The organism is Salipiger bermudensis, assembly GCF_017309175.1.
Lineage (GTDB): Bacteria > Pseudomonadota > Alphaproteobacteria > Rhodobacterales > Rhodobacteraceae > Salipiger > Salipiger bermudensis.
Map to the genome: position 1 here is coordinate 70,541 of NZ_JAEKJV010000011.1, position 20,033 is coordinate 90,573.

The following is a 20,033-nucleotide window of genomic DNA, read 5'->3' on the forward strand; positions in this document are numbered from 1 at the left end:
GTAAAGCGGCGCGCCAGATGGCGCGCCGCTTGAGGCAGGATCGTGACAGGATCTCAGGGCGTTAAAGAACCGTCACCGGTGTTCCGACGGGCACGCGGTTGTAGAGGTCGATCACGTGCTCGTTCAGCATGCGAATGCACCCGTTCGACACCGAGCGGCCGATCGATTCCGGCGCGGTCGTGCCGTGGATCCGGAAATACGTGTCACGCCCGTTCTGGAACAGGTAGAGCGCGCGGGCGCCCAGAGGGTTGCTCGGACCGCCGGGCTGGACATAGTCGTTGTCGATGAACTTGCTGTAGCTCTGCGGCTCGCGTTCGATCATCTCGTTGGTCGGGCGCCAAGTGGGCCATTCCTTCTTGACCTGGATGATCGCATCGCCAGTGAATTCGAGCCCGGCACGACCGACACCGACCCCGTAGCGGATCGCTTGGCCGGGCGCGGTGACGTAGTACAGGAAGTGCGCGCGCGGAAGGATCAGGATCTGTCCCGCGGACAGGGTGTTCTTGATACCGACCTGCTGGGGCCGGAATTTCGGATCGACCTCGAAAGCGAGGGCGGGCGCTGCGGCGGCGAGAGCGGTGCCGGCCGCGGCGCTGGCGACGAATTTGCGACGGGTGATCATTGGCAATACTCGGATCTCATTTGGACAGCGGTCTCATTCTCATCACCTCCAACGTGAAAGCAATGATGTGTTTCCACGGGGGATTGTCACAATGGCGTGGGGAGCACATATAGCACATGATGAATGTAATGTGGGAGCGAGCCATGGTCAAACTTGTGTGTTTCGAGTGCGGTCAGACAAACCGCGTTCCCGAAGACCGCCTTTCGGCTGGCCCGAAATGCGGCACTTGCGGTGCGGCGCTTGTCGAAGGCAAGGCCCGCGAGATCGATGCAGAGACGCTCTCCAAGGCGATCCGCAATGACGGCATGACCCTGGTGGTGGACTTCTGGGCGCCCTGGTGCGGCCCATGCCGGATGATGGCGCCCGAGTTTTCCAAGGCGGCGAAGGCGATGACAGGGCGCGCGCGGCTGGTGAAGGTCAACACCGAGGCCCATCCCGCGGCGGCAAGTGCCTTTGGCATAAGGGGAATTCCAACGCTGATCGCGTTCCGCTCTGGCCGCGAGGCAGCGCGCCAGTCCGGCGCTTTGCCGGCAGCGCAGATCGAGGCCTTTGCGATCGGCGCCGGCTGACGACCGGCTCATTCGCGTGGCGCCCCGGCGTTGCGGCCGGCGAGCATGACGCTGATCGTGTAGGCCTTCTGCGGGCTGAGCCCGGCCATGATCGCCGCCGCCGCATCGGGGCGCATCCGTCCTAGGAAGCCGGCGGCGAAATCCGGCTCCATTTCCTCGAACAGGGCCGCGGCCTGCTTGGGCTTCATCGTGGCATAGACCTGCGTCAGTTGCGCCACGTCATCTTCGGCGGCGGTCTTGGCAACGGCCAGCGTCTCGCGCAGGCGACGCTCGGCCTCTTCCATGGCGGTCATCCGGCGATCGATCTCGGCCTCCGCGACCGACAGGGCCTGCATGCGGGCCCGAAGATCCGATTCGCGTTTGCTGACCCGCTCTTCCCGGGTCTTCAGCGCGTCGAGGATGGGCCCGATATCCGAGGCAACCGGGCAGCCGGCAGACGCGGCCTCCGCGCTCTGCGCCGGAGCAGCTTGTCCGCCGGGCTCCTGCATCGCGGACTCGTTGGACGGGGCTTCGGTACGGGGCTCCGACTCGCTTGTTTCAAGCGCCAGCGCAGCGCCCGCCTGCATCCCGATGCGCGCCAGCGCCGAGGCGATCAGCAGCCCGCCGATCACCGCGAGCACGCCGATGCTGCGGCGGGTTCTGGGGGGTGTGGTTCTTTTCCGGGCGAACTTCATCGCGACCCTCCGGTATGCCGGACAAACCTCGGCTCGGCCTCCTCCCGCGAGGGCGGAGGCGGCTGTTCCGGCAGGTCATGCAACGAGGCGAGCATGAGTTCGAGCCGCTTGGCGGCATCCTCTGCGCGCGCGGTGAGCGTTTCGAGCCGGGCGGTCGATTCGCCCGCCGTGCTCTGCGCCGCCCCGAGCGTGCGGGTGAGATCGTCGACCTGCGCAGACAGCACCGCGACGGCGCCGCCGACGCCGTTCTCGAGATCGGTGAAGCGCGACAGGCGGCGCGACAGGACGAAGCAGTAGAAGCCGGCGCCGAGCGCACCGGCGGCAAGCAGGATATCGGCGATCAAGTTCATTCCGGTCCCCCTTCAGTTCAGCACGAATTCCATCACCAGCAGGTCGCGAATGCGATCCTCGCCGGCGACCATCTGGATTCGCCGCAGCATCTGCGAGCGTAGGCGGATCAGCGCGCCCGGCGCCTCGATATCCGAGGGGCGCAAGGCCCGCAGATAGCTGTTGAGCACGTCGATCACCCGCGGTGTCAGGGTCTCGACCTCGGCCACGTATTGCGGCGGCACCTCGAGGCTGGCGCGGAACCGCAGGTGGTGAAGCTCGGCGATCGTTCCCATCGAGATGACCAGCGGCTCCAGCTCGACGAAGGCGACATTGGTGTCGGGCAGCGGCGGGGCGGGGTCGCCGCCATGACCGTCGGCTGCACCTTGACCGCCCTCGCCATGGGCCTCCTCCGCCGGGGTGTGGCCGCCACCGAACGGCAACAGCCCGGACCAGGCCGCGTAGAAGCCGCCGCCGCCGCCGGCGAGCGCCAGCACCAGCCCGATCAGCATCGGCAGCTTCGATCCCTTCTTTTTCGGCGTGCCCTCGTCCTCGGCGGGGGCGTCGGCCGTGGCATCGGTCATGGCGGACCTCTCGTTCAATCCGCCGTGGTTATAGCCGCACAGGAACTAACCGATTGTTAAGTCTGATGCCCCAAAGATGGGCGCACCGGGCAGAACGGTCGGAACGGAGGATGGTCTTGCAGCAGCTGGCGACAATCTGGGGGTCTCTTGGGGGGCGCCGGCGGGTGCTGGTGATCGCCGCGACGCTGGCGACGATCGCCGCGGTTCTGGCCATGGGACGCATGGCGTCTCAGCCGTCTATGGCATTGCTTTATGCTGGCCTCGAACAGGGCGCCGCCGGCGAGGTCGTCGCGGCGCTGGAGGCGCGCGGTATCCCCTATGAGGTGCGCGGCGGTGCGATCCTTGTGCCCGATATGCAGCGCGATTCGCTGCGCATGACCCTGGCGAGCGAGGGGCTGCCGGCCAATTCCAACCAAGGCTACGAACTGCTCGACGGGCTTTCGGGCTTCGGCACGACGTCGCAAATGTTCGATGCCGCCTACTGGCGCGCCAAGGAAGGGGAGCTTGCGCGCACCATCGTCGCCAGCCCCTACATTGCCACCGCGCGGGTCCATATCGCCAATTCTACCGCGAATCCCTTCCAGCGGGATGTCTCGCCCTCGGCCTCGATCTCGGTCACGACGAATGGTGACGTCCTGTCGCCGGTGCAGGCGCGGGCGCTGAAATACCTCGTGGCGTCCGCGGTACCGGGGCTGATGCCCGAGGATGTGGCAGTGATCGACGGCAAGGGCGGCCTCATCGGCGCCGAGGATGACAGCGGCGCCGGGCCGACGGCAGAGGATCGCGCCGCGCTGCTGCGCGACCGGGTGCAGCGCCTGGTCGAGGCACGGGTCGGGCTCGGCAACGCGGTGGTCGAGGTCAGCGTCGACACCGTCACCGAAAGCGAGACAATCCGCCAAAGACAGTTCGATCCCGAGGGCCGGGTGGTGATCTCGACCGATACCGAGGAAGAGAGCAGCAGTTCGCAGGACAGCGGTGGCGGCGACGTGAGTGTCGCCTCCAACCTGCCGGATGGCGAGGCCGGGGGCGGAGACAGCTCGCAAAGCCAGAGCAGCGAAACCCGCGAGCGGGTGAATTACGAGGTCTCCGAGACCATGCGCGAGGTCACCCGCGTGCCCGGCGCCATCAAGCGGCTGACCGTGGCGGTGCTGGTGAACGGCACGCTGGCCGCCGGCGCCGACGGGGCGGAGCAGTTCGTGCCATTGCCCGAGGAAGAGCTTGCGGCGCTGCGCGATCTGGTTGCCTCGGCCGTGGGTTTCGAAGAGGCGCGCGGCGACGCGATCACCATTCGCTCGATGCCGTTCGAACGCCCCGAGGGGCTGGGCACCGGCCCGGTGGAGCCCGGTTGGTTCAGCATGCCGCTCGACCCGATGACGCTGATCCAGATCGGGGTGCTCGCTGTGGTGGCGCTGATCCTCGGGCTGTTCGTGGTGCGCCCGATCCTCACCGCTCCGGCACAGGCGGCGCTGCCCGGCGCAACCGATGGCGCGCTGGCGTTGCCCGGAGGTGGGGCCGAGCCGGGCGGGGCTGCACTCGACGGCGAGATCGACGATGGCGATTTCGCCGGCTTGCCAGCGCTGGGCGGTGGCGGCGATTTCGGCGGCATGGGCATGGTTGATTTCGACAGCCCGGTCGAGGAAGACCCGGTCGATCGCCTGCGCGGCCTGATCGAAGAGCGCAAGAGCGAGACGGTCGAGATCCTGCGCAGCTGGCTCGATGACGGCGAGGACCGGACGGAGGAGGTGCAATGACTGGCCTGGCGGCGTTTCTGGAAGATTTCGGGGCCGCGCAAGCCGGCGGCGCCCCGTCCGTCGCGGTGCCGGACGAAGGCGCGCTGGAGGCCGCCAAGCTCGAAGGCTTCGACGGCGGGTATCGTGCCGGCTGGGACGATGCGATCAAGGCGCAGAGCGACGACCAGTCGCGCATCTCGAGCGATTTCGCGCAGAACCTGCAGGATCTCTCCTTCACCTACCACGAGGCCTGCAACCAGGTTCTAAACGCCATCTCGCCGCTGCTGGAAGAGGTCGTCGTCAAGCTGCTGCCCGCCGCGCTGCATCAGACGCTCGGGCTGCATCTGGCCGAACAGCTTCGCGCCATGGCGGCCGACATCGGCCGGCTCGACGTGGTCATCGCGGTGGCTCCGGGCGGGGGAGAGGCGGTGGCGCCGCTGATCGAAGCGGATTTCGGGTTCCCGCTGAGCCTCGTCGAGGATCCGACCCTCGCCGAGGGTCAGGCCGACATCCGCTTCGGCGAGAGCGAGACGCAGGTCGATCTCGGTGGCCTCGCCCGCGAAGTCGCCGAAGCCGTACAGGGATTCGTGCAGGACAATCGGAGGAAGGCCGCGCATGGCTGAGCAGAGCGAAACCGCACGCCCGGAGGGCGCAACGCCCTTCACCGCCGTGCCGATCGAAATCACCGTCTCGGTCGGACGGGCCAGACCGCTGGTGCGAGACCTTTTGAAGCTGGGGGCCGGTTCGGTGCTGACGCTGGACAAGCGGCTCGAGGATCCGGTCGAGCTCTATGTCGGCGACCGGCTGATCGGCATCGGCGCGCTCGAGGTGGTCGATGGCGGCGAGAACGGGCAGCTCGCGGTGCGGCTGACCGAGGTCGTGGATTTCCGGAGCCCGACCTGAAGGATGTGGCGCGCGGCCCTTCCGGCGCTGATCCTCATTGCCCTGTCCACGGCGGCCACGGCGCAGGAACTGCGGCTCGACCTCGGCGAAGGCGGCTCGCTCACCGCGACCTCGCTACAGCTTATCGCGCTGATCACCCTGCTCAGCCTCGCGCCGGGCATCGCCATCATGGTGACCTGCTTTCCGTTCCTTGTCACCGTGCTCGCGATCTTGCGGCAAGCGGTGGGGCTGCAACAGTCGCCGCCCAACATGCTGATCGTCAGCCTGGCGCTGTTCCTCACCTATTTCGTCATGGAGCCGACCTTCACCGCAGCCTGGCAGGACGGGCTCAGGCCGCTCATCGACGAGGAGATCAGCGTCGAGGAGGGGGTGGAGCGCACGCTGGTGCCGTTCCGTGGCTTCATGGCCGGGCGCACCGACGCCAACACGTTCTCCAGCATGGCGGACCTGCGCCCCGATGCCTCGGGAGAGACGCTTCGGCCCGAGGCGCCGCTGTCGCTGCTGATCCCCAGCTTCATGCTGTCCGAGATCGCGCGGGCGTTCCAGGTCGGTTTCCTGATCTTCCTGCCCTTCCTGATCATCGACCTCGTGGTCGCCGCGATCCTGATGTCGATGGGCATGATGATGGTGCCGCCAGCGATCGTGTCGCTGCCGTTCAAGCTGGCCTTCTTCGTCATCGCCGACGGCTGGTCACTGCTCGCCGGTGCGCTGGTGCGCAGCTACTTCTAGAGGCGCAGGTGGAGGCGCAAACTCAGAGCTCGGGGGCGTCGTCGGGCACGTCCGCGTGCAGGTGGCGCTCGCCGCGGGCGCGGGCCAGCGCGATCTGCTTCTGGCGCTCGCGGAAGCGGGCCTTGTCCTCGTCGGAGGTCTCGTCGATGCAGAGATGGCAGGAAACACCGTGCTCGTATTCGGGGCGGTCGCGATCCCCGGGCAGGATCGGACGGCGGCAGGCGTGGCACAGCAGGTGCGGCCCCTCGCGTAGCCCGTGCTCGACCGAGACGCGGCCGTCGAAGACAAAGCAGCTGCCCTGCCAGCTGCTGTCCTCCGCCGGCACCTCCTCGAGGTATTTCAGGATCCCGCCCTTGAGGTGATAGACCTCCTCGACCCCCTGGCTCATCAGCCAGTTGGTGGATTTCTCGCAGCGGATGCCGCCGGTGCAGAACATCGCGATGCGCTTGTTGTGGAAGCGCTCCTTGTTCTCCTCCCACCAGGCTGGAAAATCGCGGAAGCTCTCGGTCTGCGGGTCCACGGCGCCTTCGAAGGTGCCGATGGCGACCTCGTAATCGTTGCGCGTGTCGATCACCGCCACGTCGGGCGAGCGGATCAGTGCGTTCCAGTCGGCGGGCTCGACATAATGGCCGACCCTGGCGCGGGGATCGACATCGGGCTGGCCCATGGTGACGATCTCGCGCTTCAGCCGGACCTTCATCCGGGCGAAGGGCCGCTCCTGCGCCGTCGAGAGCTTCCACTCGAGCCCGTCGCAGCCGGGCAGGGCGCGGAGATGCGCCAGCACCGCGTCGATGCCGTCGCGCGGCCCGGCGATGGTGCCGTTGATGCCTTCGCCGGCCAGTAGCAGCGTGCCGGTGACCTGCCGGGCGTGACAGAGCTCGAGCAGCGGCGCGCGCAGCGCGTCCGGATCGTCGAAGCGGGTGAAGTGATAGAGGGCGCAGACCGTAAACATGGGCGAGACATAGGCCCAAGCCCGCGCTGCGCGCAAGCGGACAGGATGGCGCGCCCCGGTCCGCGCGCGCGGGTCCGGACAAACGGCGGTTATTTGCGGGGAAAATCGAGGCGATCCGGGCACCTTTCACGTGCGAGGTGACGCGATTTCGCGCGCGACCCGGGCAGGCTGGGCCGGAGTGGGCGGCGCCAAGATCGCGTGGGGTGCGGTGGCAACGACCTTCGTTGGGCCAAGCGCGCCGTCGCCTACGGTGGCGGAGTGAGCGCATCGCCTCGCCTTGACCCTGCCTCCGGGCGGGGTCAGGGTCTGCGCGAAGACACAAGGAGGCTCCGCCATGCACGCGCTTGTCGTGATCGACGTCCAGAACGATTTCTGTCCCGGAGGCGCGCTCGCCGTGACCGGGGGAGACGAGATCGTCGCCCCGATCAACGCCATGATGGCAGAGTTCGACGCGGTAATCCTGACGCAGGACTGGCACCCGGCGGGGCATTCCTCCTTTGCCAGCCAGCATCCGGGAAAGGCGCCGCTCGAGATGACCGAGATGCCCTACGGGCCGCAGGTGCTCTGGCCCGATCATTGCGTGCAGGGCTCGCTGGGCGCGGCTTTCCATCCGCGGCTCGCCACCGACCGCGCCGAGCTGATCATCCGCAAGGGCTTCCGCCCCGGGATCGACAGCTACTCGGCCTTCTTCGAGAATGACCACGAGACCCCGACCGGGCTTGAGGGGTATCTGCGCACGCGCGGCATCGACCGGCTGACACTGGTCGGGCTGGCGACGGATTTCTGTGTCAATTTCTCGGCCGTGGATGCCGCGACGCTCGGCTTCGAGGTGACGGTGCGCGAGGCGGCCTGCCGCGGCATTGACCTCGGTGGTTCGCTCGCGGCGGCACGGGCGGGGATGCAGGAGGCCGGCGTCACGCTGGCCTGATCTGACATCCGGCGGCGGAAAATCCCGTCCGAGAAAGCGCTTGGACCCCTCGGCAAGGATGGCGTATCAGGGGCGTCGACGTTGCGAACGAGGAAACGCCCGTGGAAATCGCCACCCGAGTCTGGAACCACAAGTGGAAGATCGACCCGATCGTCCGCTCGTTGATCGACACCGATTTCTACAAGCTGCTGATGTGTCAGTCGGTGTTCCACAACCGCCCCGACGTGCAGGTGACCTTCAGCCTGATCAACCGCTCACATCACGTGCCGCTCGCCAAGCTGATCGACGAGGGCGAGCTGCGCGAGCAGCTCGACCACATCCGCTCGCTGTCGCTGACCCGCGGCGAAAGCACCTGGCTCCGGGGCAACACGTTCTATGGCAAGCGCCAGATGTTCCGCCCCGACTTCATGGAGTGGTTCGAGAACCTGCGCCTGCCGCCCTATTTCCTCGAGCGCGTCGGCGATCAGTACGAGCTGACCTTCGAGGGCTCCTGGCCCGAGGTCATGCTGTGGGAGATCCCGGCGCTGGCGGTGCTGATGGAGCTGCGCAGCCGCGCCGTACTCGACGACATGAAGAAGTTCGAGCTTCAGGTGCTCTACGCCCGCGCCACCGCCAAGCTCTGGGAGAAGATCGAGCGCCTGCGCGACCAGCCCGGCCTGAAGATCGCCGATTTCGGCACCCGCCGCCGGCACAGCTTCCTCTGGCAGGACTGGTGCGTGCAGGCGATGAGCGAGGGGCTGGGCGATCGCTTCACCGGCACCTCGAACTGCCTGATCGCCAAGAACCGCGATCTCGAGGCCATCGGCACCAACGCGCATGAGCTGCCGATGGTCTATGCGGCGTTGGCCGAAGACGACGCGGCGCTGGCCCGTGCGCCCTATGACGTGCTGGCCGACTGGCACGAGGAACACGAGGGCAACCTGCGCATCATCCTGCCCGACACCTACGGCACCGAGGGGTTCCTCGAGCGCGCGCCGGACTGGCTGGCGGGGTGGACCGGCATCCGCATCGACAGTGGTGACCCCGAGCGTGGTGCGGAAACGGCGATCGACTGGTGGAAGACGCGCGGCGAGGATCCGACCCAGAAGCTGGTGATCTTTTCCGACGGGCTCGACGAGGAGAAGATCCTCGAGCTCTCCCGCAAGTTCGCTGGCCGGGTCCGGGTCTCCTTCGGTTGGGGGACGCTGCTGACCAACGATTTCCGCGGCCTCACGCCCGATGACCGGCTGGCGCCGTTCAGCCTCGTGTGCAAGGCGGTGAGCGCCAATGGCAGGTCCACGGTGAAACTGTCGGACAATCCCAACAAGGCGATGGGCCCCGAGAGCGAGATCGCGCGCTACAAGCGGGTCTTCGAGGTCGGCGAGCAGGAGCGGCGCGACGTCGTGGTCTGATCCCCGCGCGCAAGAATTTTCGTACGAAAATTCTTCGAGCCCATCGGTGAGCTCAAAATCTTTAGCTAAAGATTTTGCCGCACCGCACCGCAGCCTTGGTCTAGGCTGGCCATGGCGCAAGGTGCGGGCTAGAAGGGCGCGGCATTATCTGTAAGGTGGCATCATGGCTGGTATCGAACCGCAGCCCGGGATCATGGAAATCGCGCTCTACGAGGGCGGGAAATCCAGCGTCGCGGGCGTGTCGAACGTCGTCAAGCTGAGCTCGAACGAGAACCCGTTCGGCCCGTCTCCCGCCGCACAGGAGGCGGTGAAGCGGGTCGTCCACGAGATGCATCGCTACCCCTCCACCGATCATGCCGAGCTGCGCGCCGCCATCGCCGAGGTGCACGGGCTCGATGCCGCGCGCATCATCTGCGGCGTGGGCTCCGACGAGGTGTTGCAGTTCCTGTGCCACGCCTATGCCGGCGAGGGCGACGAGGTGATCCACACCGAGCACGGCTTTGCGATGTACAAGATCCTCGCCCACGCGGTCGGTGCGACGCCGATCGAGGTGGCCGAGACCGAGCGCGTGGTCTCGGTCGACAACATCCTCGCTGCCTGCAATGACCGCACCAAGCTGGTGTTCATCGCCAACCCCAACAATCCGACCGGCACGATGATCGGGTTGGCCGAGATCGAGCGGCTGGCCGAGAACCTGCCGCCGCAGGCAATCCTCGTGCTCGACGGCGCCTATGCCGAATATGTCGAAGGCTACGACGGCGGCGCGCAGCTGGTCGAATCGCGCGGCAACGTGGTGATGACCCGCACCTTCTCCAAGCTCTACGGGCTGGGCGGCATGCGTGTCGGCTGGGGCTACGGCCCGAAAGAGATCATCGACGTGCTGGCCCGCATCCGCCAGCCTTTCAACCTGTCGAACGTGGCCCTTGTGGCCGCCGAGGCGGCGATCCGCGACACGGCGCATGTGGAAAAAAGCCGCGAGGACAACTCCCGCCTGCGCGCATGGCTCGCCGAGGCGCTGGCCGAGCATGGCGTGCCCTCCGATGCCTCGACCGCGAATTTCGTGCTGGCGCGCTTCACCAGCCCCGACGAAGCAGGGGCCTGCGACACCTACCTGCAGAGCCAGGGCATCATCGTGCGCCGGGTCACCGGCTACAAGCTGCCGGCGGCGCTGCGCATCACCGTGGGTGACGAGGCCTCGTGCCGCCGCGTGGCGCATTGCATCGGACTGTTCAAGGCAGGCGCCCGATGAGCTACGACAAGGTCGCCCTGATCGGTCTCGGCCTGATCGCGTCCTCGATGTACTGGGCGATGAAACGGGCCGGCATGGCGGCGCATGTGTCCGGCTACGCCCGCAGCAGCGAGACCCGTGAGACCGCACGCCGCATCGGTCTGTGCGACACGGTCTGCGACAGCGCCGAAGAGGCGGTGAAGGATGCCGACCTGATCGTTCTGGCGGTGCCGGTGGGTGCCATGGGCCGCGTCGCCGAGGCCATCGCGCCGCATCTGAAGCCCGGCGCCACCGTGACCGACGTGGGCTCGGTCAAGAAGGCGGTGATCGACGAGGTCGGCCCGCACATCCCCGAGGGCGTGAACTTCGTTCCCGCCCACCCGATGGCGGGCACCGAGCACTCCGGCCCCGAGTCGGGCTTTGCCTCGCTCTACGACAACCGCTGGTGCCTGATCGTGCCGCATGGCGCTTCGGAAGAGGCGACCGCGGCGCTCGAGACCTACTGGCAGGCGCTGGGCGCCAACACCCAGCGCATGGAGCCCTCGCACCATGATCTGGTCTGCGCCGTGGTGAGCCACGTGCCGCACCTCATCGCCTACACCATGGTGGGCGTCGCCGACGATCTGCGCCGGGTCTCTGACCAGGAGGTGATCAAATTCTCTGCCGCCGGGTTCCGGGATTTCACCCGCATCGCGGCCTCGGACCCGACCATGTGGCGCGATGTCTTCCTGACCAACAAGGAAGCCTCGCTCGAGATCCTCGGTCGCTTCACCGAGGAGCTCTTCGCCCTGCAACGGGCGATCCGCACCGGCGACGGTGACACGCTGTTCGACTACTTCACCCACACGCGCGAGATCCGGCGCGGCATCCTGCAGGCCGGGCAGGACACCGACGCGCCGGACTTCGGCCGGATCCGGAAGGAATGAGCATGCGGGGGCTCTGGGCGCTGATCTGTCTTCTGACACTTGCGTCGCAGGCCCCTGCCTCCGCTCCCGACCGCTCGCTGCGCCCGCTGGCACGCGAGGCCGTCGCTCAGGCGGTCCCGGCGCCACAGCCCGCCGTCATCGTCGGCGCTGCTCCCGACGGTACGCTGTCGCGCCGCCGGCCCGAGGCGCGCCCCTCCGAAATGGCCGACGTGTTCCGCGACGCGTTGGCGCAGGATCTGCGCGCCGCGGGTGTGCCGGGTTTCGTGCCCGAGGAGGCCGCTGCCGGAATCGCCCGGGCCAAGGCCTTTGCCGCGCGCTCGCCGCAGGCCATCGCGCTGTCGCTGCGGCCGCTGCTGCGACCGAAGGCGATGGTCGAGAAGGCCATGGCGCGGCGCCAGCAGCGCGCCCGCGGCGCGGTCTGCGGCGACCTTGCGATCCAGGGGCAGCAGGTGGGGTTCGTGCCGGGGCGCATTCCTGCCTGCGGCATCGAGAAGGCGGTAAAGCTGCGCTCGGTGGCAGGGGTCACGTTGAGCCAGCAGGCGCTGATGGACTGCACCACCGCCAAGACCCTGAAACGCTGGATCGAGCAGGGTCTGAAGCCCGCCGTCGGCAGCCAGGGGGGCGGCGTCGCGGGGCTCCGGGTGGCCGCGCATTACGCCTGCCGGACCCGCAACAATCGCCCCGGCGGCAAGATCAGCGAGCACGGCAAGGGCCGCGCCATCGACATCTCGGGCGTGATGTTGCGCGATGGATCCGAGATCAGCGTGCTGCGCGACTGGGGCGGTGGCGCCAAGGGGCGCGCGCTGCGGCAGATGCATCGCACCGCCTGCGGGCCCTTCGGCACGGTGCTCGGGCCGGGCTCGGACGGTTATCACCGCGACCACCTGCATTTCGACACCGCGCGCCACCGCAGCGGCTCCTACTGCCGCTGACGCGGCTTGGCCTTCCCTCAAGTCCGCGCACAGGCCGGACCCGAACGGTACGATCGTCGAGCTGCACGAGATGACGAACCGCTCCGTCGCAGGCCCTCCGGGCTCCCTCACCGCGAGAGATTTCCGGCGGCTCAGAAACGATGCTGCGGGCGGGGCGGGGATTGTTCCGGCAAGTTGATAATTTGAGGCGAAAAAGTGGCACTCACTTGCCAAGAGCCTGATTTTCGTCAAATTCTCGGAGCTGCGGTGGGGGCCGCTGAACCGGAGTCGTACGGCCAATGCGAGCCTTCGTCCTGTCCATCGCGGTCGTACTGGCCGCCACACCGCTGTCGGGGGATATCGCCTGGCAGACCGGGCGCATGGCGCCGGGGTCGGTGATGGTGATGGCAGAGCAGGGTGGGCCGGTCCTGTCCCATGTGGCGCAGGGCCGAGATGGCGGGCTGTTCCGGTTCGATACCTACGAGGGCAAGGGCACCGCGCCGGTCTATCATGGCAGCTACTACACCAATGACCGGGGCGAGGTGGTGCGCAGCGTGACAGTCGAAGGGCAGGTCACCGAGTACGAACCGCACCGCTGTGCCCGCACGCTGGGGACATGCAGCTTCGTGATCCTCCATTCCGACGGCTTTCGGGAAACCCGCAGACGGGTGACCCGCGAGACGGTTCTGGGCCTGGCCTGGACGGAATGGGGGCTCGACGGGCTGGTCTCCAGCGGCGCGCTCGAGCTCGATGGGCTCGGCGTCGCCAGGACGGGATGGCAGAGGGATCACCGGAGCGGCCGCAGCACGTTGTCGCGACGGATCCTGATGACGCTGCGCTAGACGCGTGGCGCCGTGACAGTCCGGACGTCCCCGCGAGGGGGCGTCCAGGTATCGAGAGGTGCGGGGCGGGCAAGGGCCTGCCCCGCAATGTCCGCGTGGGTGATCAGCTTTCAGGGCCGATCAGTGCGCCAATCACGGCACGGGCGCTCTCAGAATCCCATTCCGCGTCGCCGCGCAACCGCGCGACCTCCTCGCCCTCGGGGTTCAGGATCACCGTGATCGGCAGGCCGAGCACGCCCATCTCGCGCGCCAGCACCGAACCGGGATCGCGGTGCAGCGGCAGGCTGTCGACGCCGATCTCCTCGAAGAACTCCTGCATGGCCGGCGGCGGGTTGCGCCCGGTGGCAATGGTGACGACCTCGAAACTGTCGCCGCCGAGCGCGTCCTGCAGCGCCGCCAGCGCCGGCATTTCCTTGCGGCAGGGCGCGCACCAGGTGGCCCAGAAGTTCACCAGCACCCATTTGCCCTGCCAGTCCGAGAGCGCCAGCGGCTCGCCCTCGAAGGTCTCGAAGGCTGCGGTCCCGGCGGGCTTGGCCTCGGAATGGAAGTTCAGCTTCTTCATGTCGCCGTCGCGCAGCGCCTCGGCGGCGCCGGTATCGGCGAGCGCCGGATTTGCAAGCGCCGCGGTGGCGGTATAGAGGAGCGCAAGCGCCAGTTTTCTCATGATCCCTCCCGGAGTGATGCCATGTCCGACAAGTCCTCGAACCAGATGTGGGGCGGCCGCTTTGCCGCTGGTCCAGACGCGATCATGGAGGCGATCAACGCCTCGATCGGGTTCGACAAGCGGCTCGCGGCGCAGGATATCGCCGGATCTCGTGCCCATGCCGCCATGCTGGCCGCCACGGGCATCATCAGTGATAGCGATGCCGAGACCATTCGGGAAGGTCTGCTCACGGTACTGTCAGAGATCGAGGAGGGCCGGTTCGAATTCTCCACCGCGCTCGAGGATATCCACATGAACGTGGAAGCCCGTCTCAAGGAGATCGTCGGCGAGCCGGCGGGCCGCCTGCACACGGCGCGCTCGCGCAACGACCAGGTCGCGACCGATTTCAAACTCTGGACCCGCGACCAGTTCGACGCCTTCGAGCAGGGCCTGCTGGCGCTGATCCGGGCGCTGGTCGACCAGGCCGAGGCGGGCGCCGCGTGGGTGATGCCGGGCTTCACCCACCTGCAGACCGCGCAGCCGGTGACCTGGGGCCACCACATGCTGGCCTATGTCGAGATGTTCGCCCGCGACCTGAGCCGGGTCCGCGACGCGCGCAAGCGGATGAACGAATGCCCGCTGGGCTCGGCGGCGCTGGCCGGCACCGGCTTTGCCATCGACCGCCACATGACCGCAGAGGCGCTGGGCTTCGACCGTCCCACCGAGAATTCGCTCGACGCGGTCTCGGACCGCGATTTCGCGCTCGAGTTCCTGAGCACCGCCAGCATCTGCGCCATGCACCTGTCGCGCTTCGCCGAGGAACTGGTGATCTGGTCCTCGGCCCAGTTCCGCTTCGTGGCGCTGTCGGACCGGTTCTCCACCGGCTCCTCGATCATGCCGCAGAAGAAGAACCCCGATGCCGCCGAGCTGATCCGCGCCAAGATCGGCCGCATCTTCGGCGCCAACGTGGCGCTGATGACGGTGATGAAGGGGCTGCCGCTGGCCTATTCCAAGGACATGCAGGAAGACAAGGAACAGGTCTTCGACGCCGCCGACAACCTGATGCTGGCACTGGCCGCCATGGAAGGCATGGTCAAGGACATGTCGGCCAATGTCGACAACCTCGAGGCCGCGGCCTCGGCCGGCTTTTCGACCGCGACCGACCTCGCCGACTGGCTGGTGCGCGAGACCGGTCTGCCGTTCCGCGACGCGCATCACGTCACCGGATCGCTGGTGGCGATGGCCGAGGGCAAGGGCTGCGACCTGCCGGACCTGTCGCTCGAGGAGATGCAATCGGTGAGCGGTGCGATCACCGAGGGTATCTATGATGTGCTGGGTGTGCATAACTCGGTGGCGAGCCGCCTGAGTCACGGCGGCACCGCGCCTGCCCGCGTGCGCGAGCAGGTGGCCCGCTGGAAGGAGATCCTCGCATGATCCGTGTCGTCCTGAGCCTCGGTCTGGTCGCCCTGCTTGCCGCCTGCGGCGCCGACGGCGCGCCGGTCGCGCCCGAGCCCGAACCGGAGACCCCGCCGCCGGGCCTGTCGATCTCGGGCACGGCTTCGGTCGGCATTTCCAGCCGGTGAGCCTGCGGCTGCGCCATCTCTGGCTGGCGCTGGCGCTCTGGGGCGCAGTGCACCCGATGGTGTATTTCGTGGGCTGGCTGGCGCGGAACGGCTGGTCCCTTGGCAGCTTGATCGACGCCTGGTTCGCCAACGCGGCCACCACCGGTCTGACCTGGGACCTGATGATCAGCGCCGTGGCGCTGACGCTCTGGGTGCTGGCCGAGGTCGCGGTGCGGCGCAACTGGGAGGCGCTGTGGGCTGTTCCCGCAACGTTCCTGATCGGCGTGAGCTGCGGGTTGCCGCTCTATCTCTGGCTCCGCTCCCGGCCTGTCTGACGAAGCGGAGCGCGCCCTGCGGGGCGCGCGCTGGTCGTCTTGCCGGCGGCCTTCGGCCACCGGCGCGGAGGCCGTGGTCGGCGTGACGCCTCTGCCTTGGGCGGGGCCTCGCGGTGGCGGTGGGATTTGGAGTATTTGGAACGTAGAGAAGCCAGGGGCGCGGCGCGGGGCCGGAGACCGCGCGCGAGGGTTGGCTGGGGCTGGTGAAAGCGGGCGGGCTGCGCTATGGCGGCGCCTGTAGCGCAGGAGGCCGGTATGGACCATTTTCTCTATCGTGACGGGCAGCTTTATGCCGAGGACGTGCCGGTGGCCGAGATCGCCGCCGCGGTCGGCACGCCGGTCTATGTCTATTCCACCGCCACGCTGTTGCGGCATTTCCGGCTCTTCGACGAGGCGCTGGCCTGGGGGCCGCACCTTGTCTGCTATGCCATGAAGGCGGCCTCGAACCAGGCCATCCTGAAGACGCTGGCCGAGGCCGGTGCCGGGATGGACGTGGTCTCGGGCGGCGAGTACGCCCGGGCCAAGGCCGCCGGCGTGCCGGGCGAGCGCATCGTGTTCTCCGGCGTCGGCAAGACCCGCGAGGAGATCCGCACCGCGCTCGAGGGTGGCATCCGCCAGTTCAACATCGAGAGCGAGCCCGAGATGCGGGCGATCTCGGAGGTGGCCTCGGAGCTGGGCGTGGTGGCGCCGGTCACCGTGCGGGTCAACCCGGACGTGGACGCCAAGACCCATGCCAAGATCGCCACCGGCAAGAGCGAGAACAAGTTCGGCATCCCGATCGCCCGGGCGCGCGAGGTCTATGCCGAGGCGGCGGCGCTGCCGGGGCTCAAGGTCGTGGGCATCGACGTGCATATCGGCTCGCAGCTCACCGAACTCGAGCCCTTCGCCATGGCCTATCGCAAGGTCGCGGAGCTGACCGAGGCGCTGCGCGGCGACGGGCACGAGATCACCCGACTGGACCTTGGCGGCGGGCTGGGCATCCCCTACACCCGCAGCAACGAGGCACCGCCCCTGCCGGTGGAATACGGCGCCATGATCGAGCGCGAGCTCGGCCATCTGGGCTGCGAGATCGAGATCGAGCCGGGCCGGCTGATCGCCGGCAATGCCGGCATCCTGGTCTCGGAGGTGATTTACCTCAAGGAGGGCGAGGGGCGGAACTTCCTGATTCTCGACGCCGCGATGAACGACCTGATCCGCCCGGCCATGTACGAGGCGCATCACGACATCGTGCCGGTCATCGAACCGGAAGCGGGACTCGAGCAGAGCCCGTTCGACATCGTGGGGCCGGTCTGCGAATCCGGCGACACCTTTGCCAAGGGCCGGATGATGCCGGCGCTGGGGGCGGGCGATCTCGTCGCCTTCCGCTCTGCCGGCGCTTACGGCGCGGTGATGTCTTCCGAGTACAATACGCGGGCACTGATCCCCGAAGTTCTGGTGATGGGCGATCAATTCGCTGTCATCCGCCGGAGACCGAGCTTTGAGGAAATCATAAACCGCGATAGCCTTCCCGAGTGGCTGTAGGGCATTCCTCCTGCGGCCGGGACCGCAGGAGACCTTCATGCCCGAGACGGGAACACCGCCGCCGGACATCCTGAAACCCATCAAGTGGCCGCTGCGTCTGACCCTCTGGGGCATGACCGCGGAGCGCATCACGCGTGCTTTCTGGCCGCTCTGGTCGCTGCTGATCGCGGCGTTGGGGCTGTTGATGCTGGGCGTGCAGGACCTCGTGTCGGTGGAATGGGTCTGGATCGCGGGCGCGGTCTTCGTGGCGGCGCTGGGCTGGGCGATCTGGCGCGGGGCGCGGATGCTGGTCTGGCCGACGCGCATCGAGGCAATGGCGCGGCTCGACGGCACGTTGCGCGGCAACCCGATCCAGGCGGCGCTTGACGACCAGGCGATCGGGGCGGCGGACATGGGCTCGCAGGCGGTCTGGCAGGCGCACCAGGCGCGGATGCGCGCACGGTTGGCCGAGGCCAAGGCGGTGGAGCCCGACCTGCGGGTCGCCAAGGCCGACCCCTTCGCACTGCGCTACGTGGCGCTTCTGGCCTTCGCCGCGGCGCTGGTCTTCGGCTCCTTCCTGCGGGTGTCGTCGGTGACGGCGATGGGGCCGAGCGGCGTCGATCTCGCCGCGGGGCCCGCGTGGGAGGGGTGGATGGAGCCGCCGGGCTACACCCGTCTGCCCTCGGTCTATCTCAACGACATCACTGCGCCGGGGCTCAGCGTGCCCGAGGGCGCGCAGATCACCCTGCGCATGTATGGCGAGGTGGGCGCGCTGTCGGTCGATGAAAGCGTCTCGGGCCGTGCCGTGTCGCCCGAGGCGGCGCAGGAGACCGCACAGGATTTCGCGGTGCTGCAATCGGGCCGGCTGGCCATCGACGGCCCCGGGGGCCGGGCCTGGGACGTGAGCGTCACCGCCGACGCCGCCCCCAGCGTGCGCCGCGAGGGCGAGATCGAATCGAGCTACGAGGGCGATGCACAGATCCCCTTCGCCGCCAGCGATGATTACGGCGTGGTCGCGGGTCGCGCGCGGATCGAGCTGGCGCTGGACGCGGTCGAGCGCGACTACCTGCTCGCCGCCGAGCCTGAATCGCGCCCTGCCATCGAGGTGCCTCTGCCGATGCCCATCGCCGGCGACCGGGCCGAGTTCACCGAGACGCTGGTCGAGAACTTCTCGGAGCATCCCTGGGCCAACCTGCCGGTCAGCCTGACGATCAGCGTCGAGGACGAGGCCGGCCAGACCGGGCAGGCCGAGGTCGAGACCATTACCCTGCCGGGCCGGCGCTTCTTCGACCCGATGGCCGCGACGGTGATAGAGCAACGCCGGGCGCTGCTCTGGACCCGCGACAACATCCCCGAGATCAGCCGCATCATCCGCGCCGTCAGCCACCTGCCCGACGACGTCTTCCGCTCGGCGGTGCCCTACCTGCGGCTGCGCACCATCCTGCGCCAGCTCGAGGCCGCGGGGCCGTCGATGGGCGACGACCAGCAGGCCGAGATCGCCAAGGCGATGTGGGATCTCGCGATCATCCTCGAGGAGGGCGATCTGGCCTCCGCTCTGGAGCGACTTCAGCGCGCGCAGGAGCGGCTCTCGGAGGCGATGAAGAACGGTGCCTCGGAGCAGGAGATCGCCGAGTTGATGCAAGAGCTGCGCGAGGCGACGGATGATTACCTCCGGCAGCTGTCGCGGCAGGCGCAGCAGCAGGCCGAGCAGAACCCCGAGATGGCGCAGTCCCAGGACAGCATGGAGATGAGCCAGAACGACCTGCAGCGCATGATGGACCGGATCCAGGAGCTGATGGAAGAGGGCCGCATGGCCGAGGCGCAGGAAGCGCTGCGTCAGCTTCAGGAGCTGATGGAGAACATGCAGGTGACCCAGGGCCAGCAGGGCCAGTCGCCGGGCGAGCAGGCGATGGAAGGTCTGGGCGAGACGCTGCGCGAACAGCAGGGCCTGTCGGACGAGGCCTTCCGCGAGCTGCAGGAGCAGTTCAACCCCGGTCAGCAGGGGCCTGAAGGGCAGCGTGGCCAGCAGGGTCAACAGGGCCAGCAGCAGGGACAGCAGGGTCAGGGGCGCCAGGGCGAGGAAGGCCGTGACGGTCAGGGCCAGATGCAAGGCCAGGGCCAGGGCTCTCAGCAAGGTCAGCAGGGGCAGGGCGGCGAGCAGTCGCTCGAGGACAGCCTCGCCAACCGCCAGCAGCAGCTGCGCGACGAGCTGAACCGCCAGCGCCAGAACCTGCCCGGCGCCGGAACCGAGCCGGGCGAGGCCGCACGCGATGCGCTGCGCCGGGCCGAGGAGGCCATGGACGGGGCCGAAGAGGCGTTGCGCGGAGATGATCTTGCCGGGGCCATCGACCAGCAGAGCCAGGCGATGGAGGCGCTGCGCGAGGGCATGCGCAGCCTTGGCGAGGCGATGGCGCAGCAACAGCAGCAGAACCCGGGCCAGCAGGGCCAGCAGCAGGGCGGAGAGCCCGGCCAGCAGCGCGACCCGCTGGGCCGCAATGCCGGGGCCAACGGCAATATCGGCACCGACGAGAACATGGTGCAGGACGAAGATGTCTACCGCCGCGCCCGCGAGCTGCTCGACGAGATTCGCCGCCGCTCCGGCGAGGGCGAGCGCCCGCAGGAAGAGCTCGACTACCTCGAGCGCCTGCTCGAACGGTTCTGACCGCCCGACAGACAT

Annotated in this window: 22 protein-coding genes; 16 read left to right on the plus strand and 6 right to left on the minus strand. The window is 68.1% G+C overall.

What is annotated here, in order from left to right:
* Positions 1-61 precede the first annotated feature (61 nt).
* Positions 62-622, minus strand: coding sequence for a L,D-transpeptidase (locus JF542_RS15485; RefSeq protein ID WP_007795989.1), 561 nt, complete (start codon positions 620-622; stop codon positions 62-64).
* Positions 623-765: 143 nt separating this feature from the next.
* Here JF542_RS15485 and trxC point away from each other — a divergent pair, with 143 nt between their 5' ends.
* Positions 766-1,191 carry a thioredoxin TrxC gene (gene trxC, locus JF542_RS15490; RefSeq protein ID WP_040545210.1) on the plus strand — a complete coding sequence of 142 codons (426 nt, stop codon included), beginning with the start codon at positions 766-768 and terminating at the stop codon, positions 1,189-1,191.
* A gap of 8 nt (positions 1,192-1,199) precedes the next feature.
* Here the strand turns inward: trxC and JF542_RS15495 are convergent, their stop codons facing one another.
* The 3 genes from JF542_RS15495 to JF542_RS15505 are packed head-to-tail and all read right to left on the minus strand — an operon-like array spanning position 1,200 to position 2,776.
* The gene (locus JF542_RS15495) at positions 1,200-1,865 is read right to left on the minus strand and encodes a MotE family protein (RefSeq protein WP_207076492.1); all 666 of its coding nucleotides are present in this window, start codon (positions 1,863-1,865) and stop codon (positions 1,200-1,202) included.
* Positions 1,862-2,215 (minus strand): hypothetical protein, encoded by a 354-nt coding sequence (locus tag JF542_RS15500; protein WP_207076493.1) that lies wholly within the window; start codon positions 2,213-2,215, stop codon positions 1,862-1,864. The genes JF542_RS15495 and JF542_RS15500 overlap by 4 nt, the downstream gene beginning before the upstream one ends.
* 12 nt (positions 2,216-2,227) lie before the next feature.
* Positions 2,228-2,776, minus strand: a complete 549-nt coding sequence (locus tag JF542_RS15505) for a flagellar basal body-associated FliL family protein (protein ID WP_207076494.1) — start codon at positions 2,774-2,776, stop codon at positions 2,228-2,230.
* Between the two features lie 110 nt (positions 2,777-2,886).
* Here JF542_RS15505 and fliF point away from each other — a divergent pair, with 110 nt between their 5' ends.
* From fliF to fliP, 4 genes are read left to right on the plus strand one after another with little or no spacing between them, the layout of a single operon-like run.
* Positions 2,887-4,527 carry a flagellar basal-body MS-ring/collar protein FliF gene (fliF, locus tag JF542_RS15510; protein WP_242533784.1) on the plus strand — a complete coding sequence of 547 codons (1,641 nt, stop codon included), beginning with the start codon at positions 2,887-2,889 and terminating at the stop codon, positions 4,525-4,527.
* The gene (locus JF542_RS15515; protein ID WP_207076496.1) at positions 4,524-5,129 is read left to right on the plus strand and encodes a FliH/SctL family protein; all 606 of its coding nucleotides are present in this window, start codon (positions 4,524-4,526) and stop codon (positions 5,127-5,129) included. The genes fliF and JF542_RS15515 overlap by 4 nt, the downstream gene beginning before the upstream one ends.
* The gene (locus JF542_RS15520) at positions 5,122-5,409 is read left to right on the plus strand and encodes a FliM/FliN family flagellar motor switch protein (protein ID WP_007796007.1); all 288 of its coding nucleotides are present in this window, start codon (positions 5,122-5,124) and stop codon (positions 5,407-5,409) included. The genes JF542_RS15515 and JF542_RS15520 overlap by 8 nt, the downstream gene beginning before the upstream one ends.
* Positions 5,410-5,412: 3 nt before the next feature.
* Positions 5,413-6,138, plus strand: a complete 726-nt coding sequence (gene fliP, locus JF542_RS15525; protein WP_207076497.1) for a flagellar type III secretion system pore protein FliP — start codon at positions 5,413-5,415, stop codon at positions 6,136-6,138.
* A gap of 22 nt (positions 6,139-6,160) precedes the next feature.
* Here fliP and trhO read toward each other — a convergent pair whose 3' ends face one another.
* Complete coding sequence (gene trhO / locus JF542_RS15530) at positions 6,161-7,090, minus strand: oxygen-dependent tRNA uridine(34) hydroxylase TrhO (RefSeq protein WP_207076498.1); 930 nt, start codon at positions 7,088-7,090, stop codon at positions 6,161-6,163.
* A gap of 334 nt (positions 7,091-7,424) precedes the next feature.
* On the opposite strand from trhO, the gene pncA reads away from it, so the two are divergent.
* From pncA to JF542_RS15560, 6 genes are all read left to right on the plus strand, one after another.
* A complete protein-coding gene (gene pncA, locus JF542_RS15535) occupies positions 7,425-8,018 on the plus strand; it encodes a bifunctional nicotinamidase/pyrazinamidase (protein ID WP_207076499.1) in 594 nt (197 codons plus the stop codon).
* Between the two features lie 101 nt (positions 8,019-8,119).
* Positions 8,120-9,409: a nicotinate phosphoribosyltransferase gene (pncB, locus tag JF542_RS15540; RefSeq protein ID WP_207076500.1), complete on the plus strand. Its 1,290-nt coding sequence runs from the start codon at positions 8,120-8,122 to the stop codon at positions 9,407-9,409.
* Positions 9,410-9,572: 163 nt separating this feature from the next.
* Positions 9,573-10,658 (plus strand): histidinol-phosphate transaminase, encoded by a 1,086-nt coding sequence (gene hisC / locus JF542_RS15545; protein WP_242533785.1) that lies wholly within the window; start codon positions 9,573-9,575, stop codon positions 10,656-10,658.
* On the plus strand, positions 10,655-11,563 hold the full coding sequence (locus JF542_RS15550) for a prephenate/arogenate dehydrogenase family protein (RefSeq protein WP_207076501.1): 909 nt from the start codon (positions 10,655-10,657) through the stop codon (positions 11,561-11,563). Before hisC ends, JF542_RS15550 begins: the two co-directional genes overlap by 4 nt.
* Before the next feature lie 2 nt (positions 11,564-11,565).
* Positions 11,566-12,495, plus strand: a complete 930-nt coding sequence (locus JF542_RS15555) for an extensin-like domain-containing protein (RefSeq protein WP_207076502.1) — start codon at positions 11,566-11,568, stop codon at positions 12,493-12,495.
* A 278-nt stretch (positions 12,496-12,773) separates the two neighbouring features.
* A complete protein-coding gene (locus tag JF542_RS15560) occupies positions 12,774-13,316 on the plus strand; it encodes a hypothetical protein (protein ID WP_207076503.1) in 543 nt (180 codons plus the stop codon).
* Between the two features lie 103 nt (positions 13,317-13,419).
* Here the strand turns inward: JF542_RS15560 and JF542_RS15565 are convergent, their stop codons facing one another.
* Positions 13,420-13,980, minus strand: a complete 561-nt coding sequence (locus JF542_RS15565) for a TlpA family protein disulfide reductase (RefSeq protein WP_007796036.1) — start codon at positions 13,978-13,980, stop codon at positions 13,420-13,422.
* A 21-nt stretch (positions 13,981-14,001) separates the two neighbouring features.
* On the opposite strand from JF542_RS15565, the gene argH reads away from it, so the two are divergent.
* From argH to JF542_RS15590, 5 genes are all read left to right on the plus strand, one after another.
* On the plus strand, positions 14,002-15,393 hold the full coding sequence (gene argH / locus JF542_RS15570; RefSeq protein WP_207076504.1) for an argininosuccinate lyase: 1,392 nt from the start codon (positions 14,002-14,004) through the stop codon (positions 15,391-15,393).
* Complete coding sequence (locus tag JF542_RS15575) at positions 15,390-15,542, plus strand: argininosuccinate lyase (protein ID WP_207076505.1); 153 nt, start codon at positions 15,390-15,392, stop codon at positions 15,540-15,542. The genes argH and JF542_RS15575 overlap by 4 nt, the downstream gene beginning before the upstream one ends.
* Positions 15,539-15,856, plus strand: a complete 318-nt coding sequence (locus tag JF542_RS15580) for a DUF2834 domain-containing protein (RefSeq protein WP_207076506.1) — start codon at positions 15,539-15,541, stop codon at positions 15,854-15,856. The genes JF542_RS15575 and JF542_RS15580 overlap by 4 nt, the downstream gene beginning before the upstream one ends.
* A gap of 255 nt (positions 15,857-16,111) precedes the next feature.
* Entirely contained in the window at positions 16,112-17,377 is a 1,266-nt protein-coding gene (gene lysA, locus JF542_RS15585; protein ID WP_207076507.1) for a diaminopimelate decarboxylase, read from the plus strand.
* Positions 17,378-17,414: 37 nt separating this feature from the next.
* On the plus strand, positions 17,415-20,018 hold the full coding sequence (locus JF542_RS15590; protein WP_207076508.1) for a TIGR02302 family protein: 2,604 nt from the start codon (positions 17,415-17,417) through the stop codon (positions 20,016-20,018).
* The last annotated feature ends 15 nt before the right edge of the window (positions 20,019-20,033 follow it).

Bases quoted from the DNA above. Each gene is read 5' to 3' on its own strand.
- JF542_RS15485 (WP_007795989.1), bottom strand. From the start codon at position 622: ATGATCACCCGTCGCAAATTCGTCGCCAGCGCCGCGGCCGGCACCGCT.
- trxC (WP_040545210.1), top strand. From the start codon at position 766: ATGGTCAAACTTGTGTGTTTCGAGTGCGGTCAGACAAACCGCGTTCCC.
- JF542_RS15495 (WP_207076492.1), bottom strand. From the start codon at position 1,865: ATGAAGTTCGCCCGGAAAAGAACCACACCCCCCAGAACCCGCCGCAGC.
- JF542_RS15500 (WP_207076493.1), bottom strand. From the start codon at position 2,215: ATGAACTTGATCGCCGATATCCTGCTTGCCGCCGGTGCGCTCGGCGCC.
- JF542_RS15505 (WP_207076494.1), bottom strand. From the start codon at position 2,776: ATGACCGATGCCACGGCCGACGCCCCCGCCGAGGACGAGGGCACGCCG.
- fliF (WP_242533784.1), top strand. From the start codon at position 2,887: ATGGTCTTGCAGCAGCTGGCGACAATCTGGGGGTCTCTTGGGGGGCGC.
- JF542_RS15515 (WP_207076496.1), top strand. From the start codon at position 4,524: ATGACTGGCCTGGCGGCGTTTCTGGAAGATTTCGGGGCCGCGCAAGCC.
- JF542_RS15520 (WP_007796007.1), top strand. From the start codon at position 5,122: ATGGCTGAGCAGAGCGAAACCGCACGCCCGGAGGGCGCAACGCCCTTC.
- fliP (WP_207076497.1), top strand. From the start codon at position 5,413: ATGTGGCGCGCGGCCCTTCCGGCGCTGATCCTCATTGCCCTGTCCACG.
- trhO (WP_207076498.1), bottom strand. From the start codon at position 7,090: ATGTTTACGGTCTGCGCCCTCTATCACTTCACCCGCTTCGACGATCCG.
- pncA (WP_207076499.1), top strand. From the start codon at position 7,425: ATGCACGCGCTTGTCGTGATCGACGTCCAGAACGATTTCTGTCCCGGA.
- hisC (WP_242533785.1), top strand. From the start codon at position 9,573: ATGGCTGGTATCGAACCGCAGCCCGGGATCATGGAAATCGCGCTCTAC.
- JF542_RS15550 (WP_207076501.1), top strand. From the start codon at position 10,655: ATGAGCTACGACAAGGTCGCCCTGATCGGTCTCGGCCTGATCGCGTCC.
- JF542_RS15555 (WP_207076502.1), top strand. From the start codon at position 11,566: ATGCGGGGGCTCTGGGCGCTGATCTGTCTTCTGACACTTGCGTCGCAG.
- JF542_RS15560 (WP_207076503.1), top strand. From the start codon at position 12,774: ATGCGAGCCTTCGTCCTGTCCATCGCGGTCGTACTGGCCGCCACACCG.
- JF542_RS15565 (WP_007796036.1), bottom strand. From the start codon at position 13,980: ATGAGAAAACTGGCGCTTGCGCTCCTCTATACCGCCACCGCGGCGCTT.
- argH (WP_207076504.1), top strand. From the start codon at position 14,002: ATGTCCGACAAGTCCTCGAACCAGATGTGGGGCGGCCGCTTTGCCGCT.
- JF542_RS15575 (WP_207076505.1), top strand. From the start codon at position 15,390: ATGATCCGTGTCGTCCTGAGCCTCGGTCTGGTCGCCCTGCTTGCCGCC.
- lysA (WP_207076507.1), top strand. From the start codon at position 16,112: ATGGACCATTTTCTCTATCGTGACGGGCAGCTTTATGCCGAGGACGTG.
- JF542_RS15590 (WP_207076508.1), top strand. From the start codon at position 17,415: ATGCCCGAGACGGGAACACCGCCGCCGGACATCCTGAAACCCATCAAG.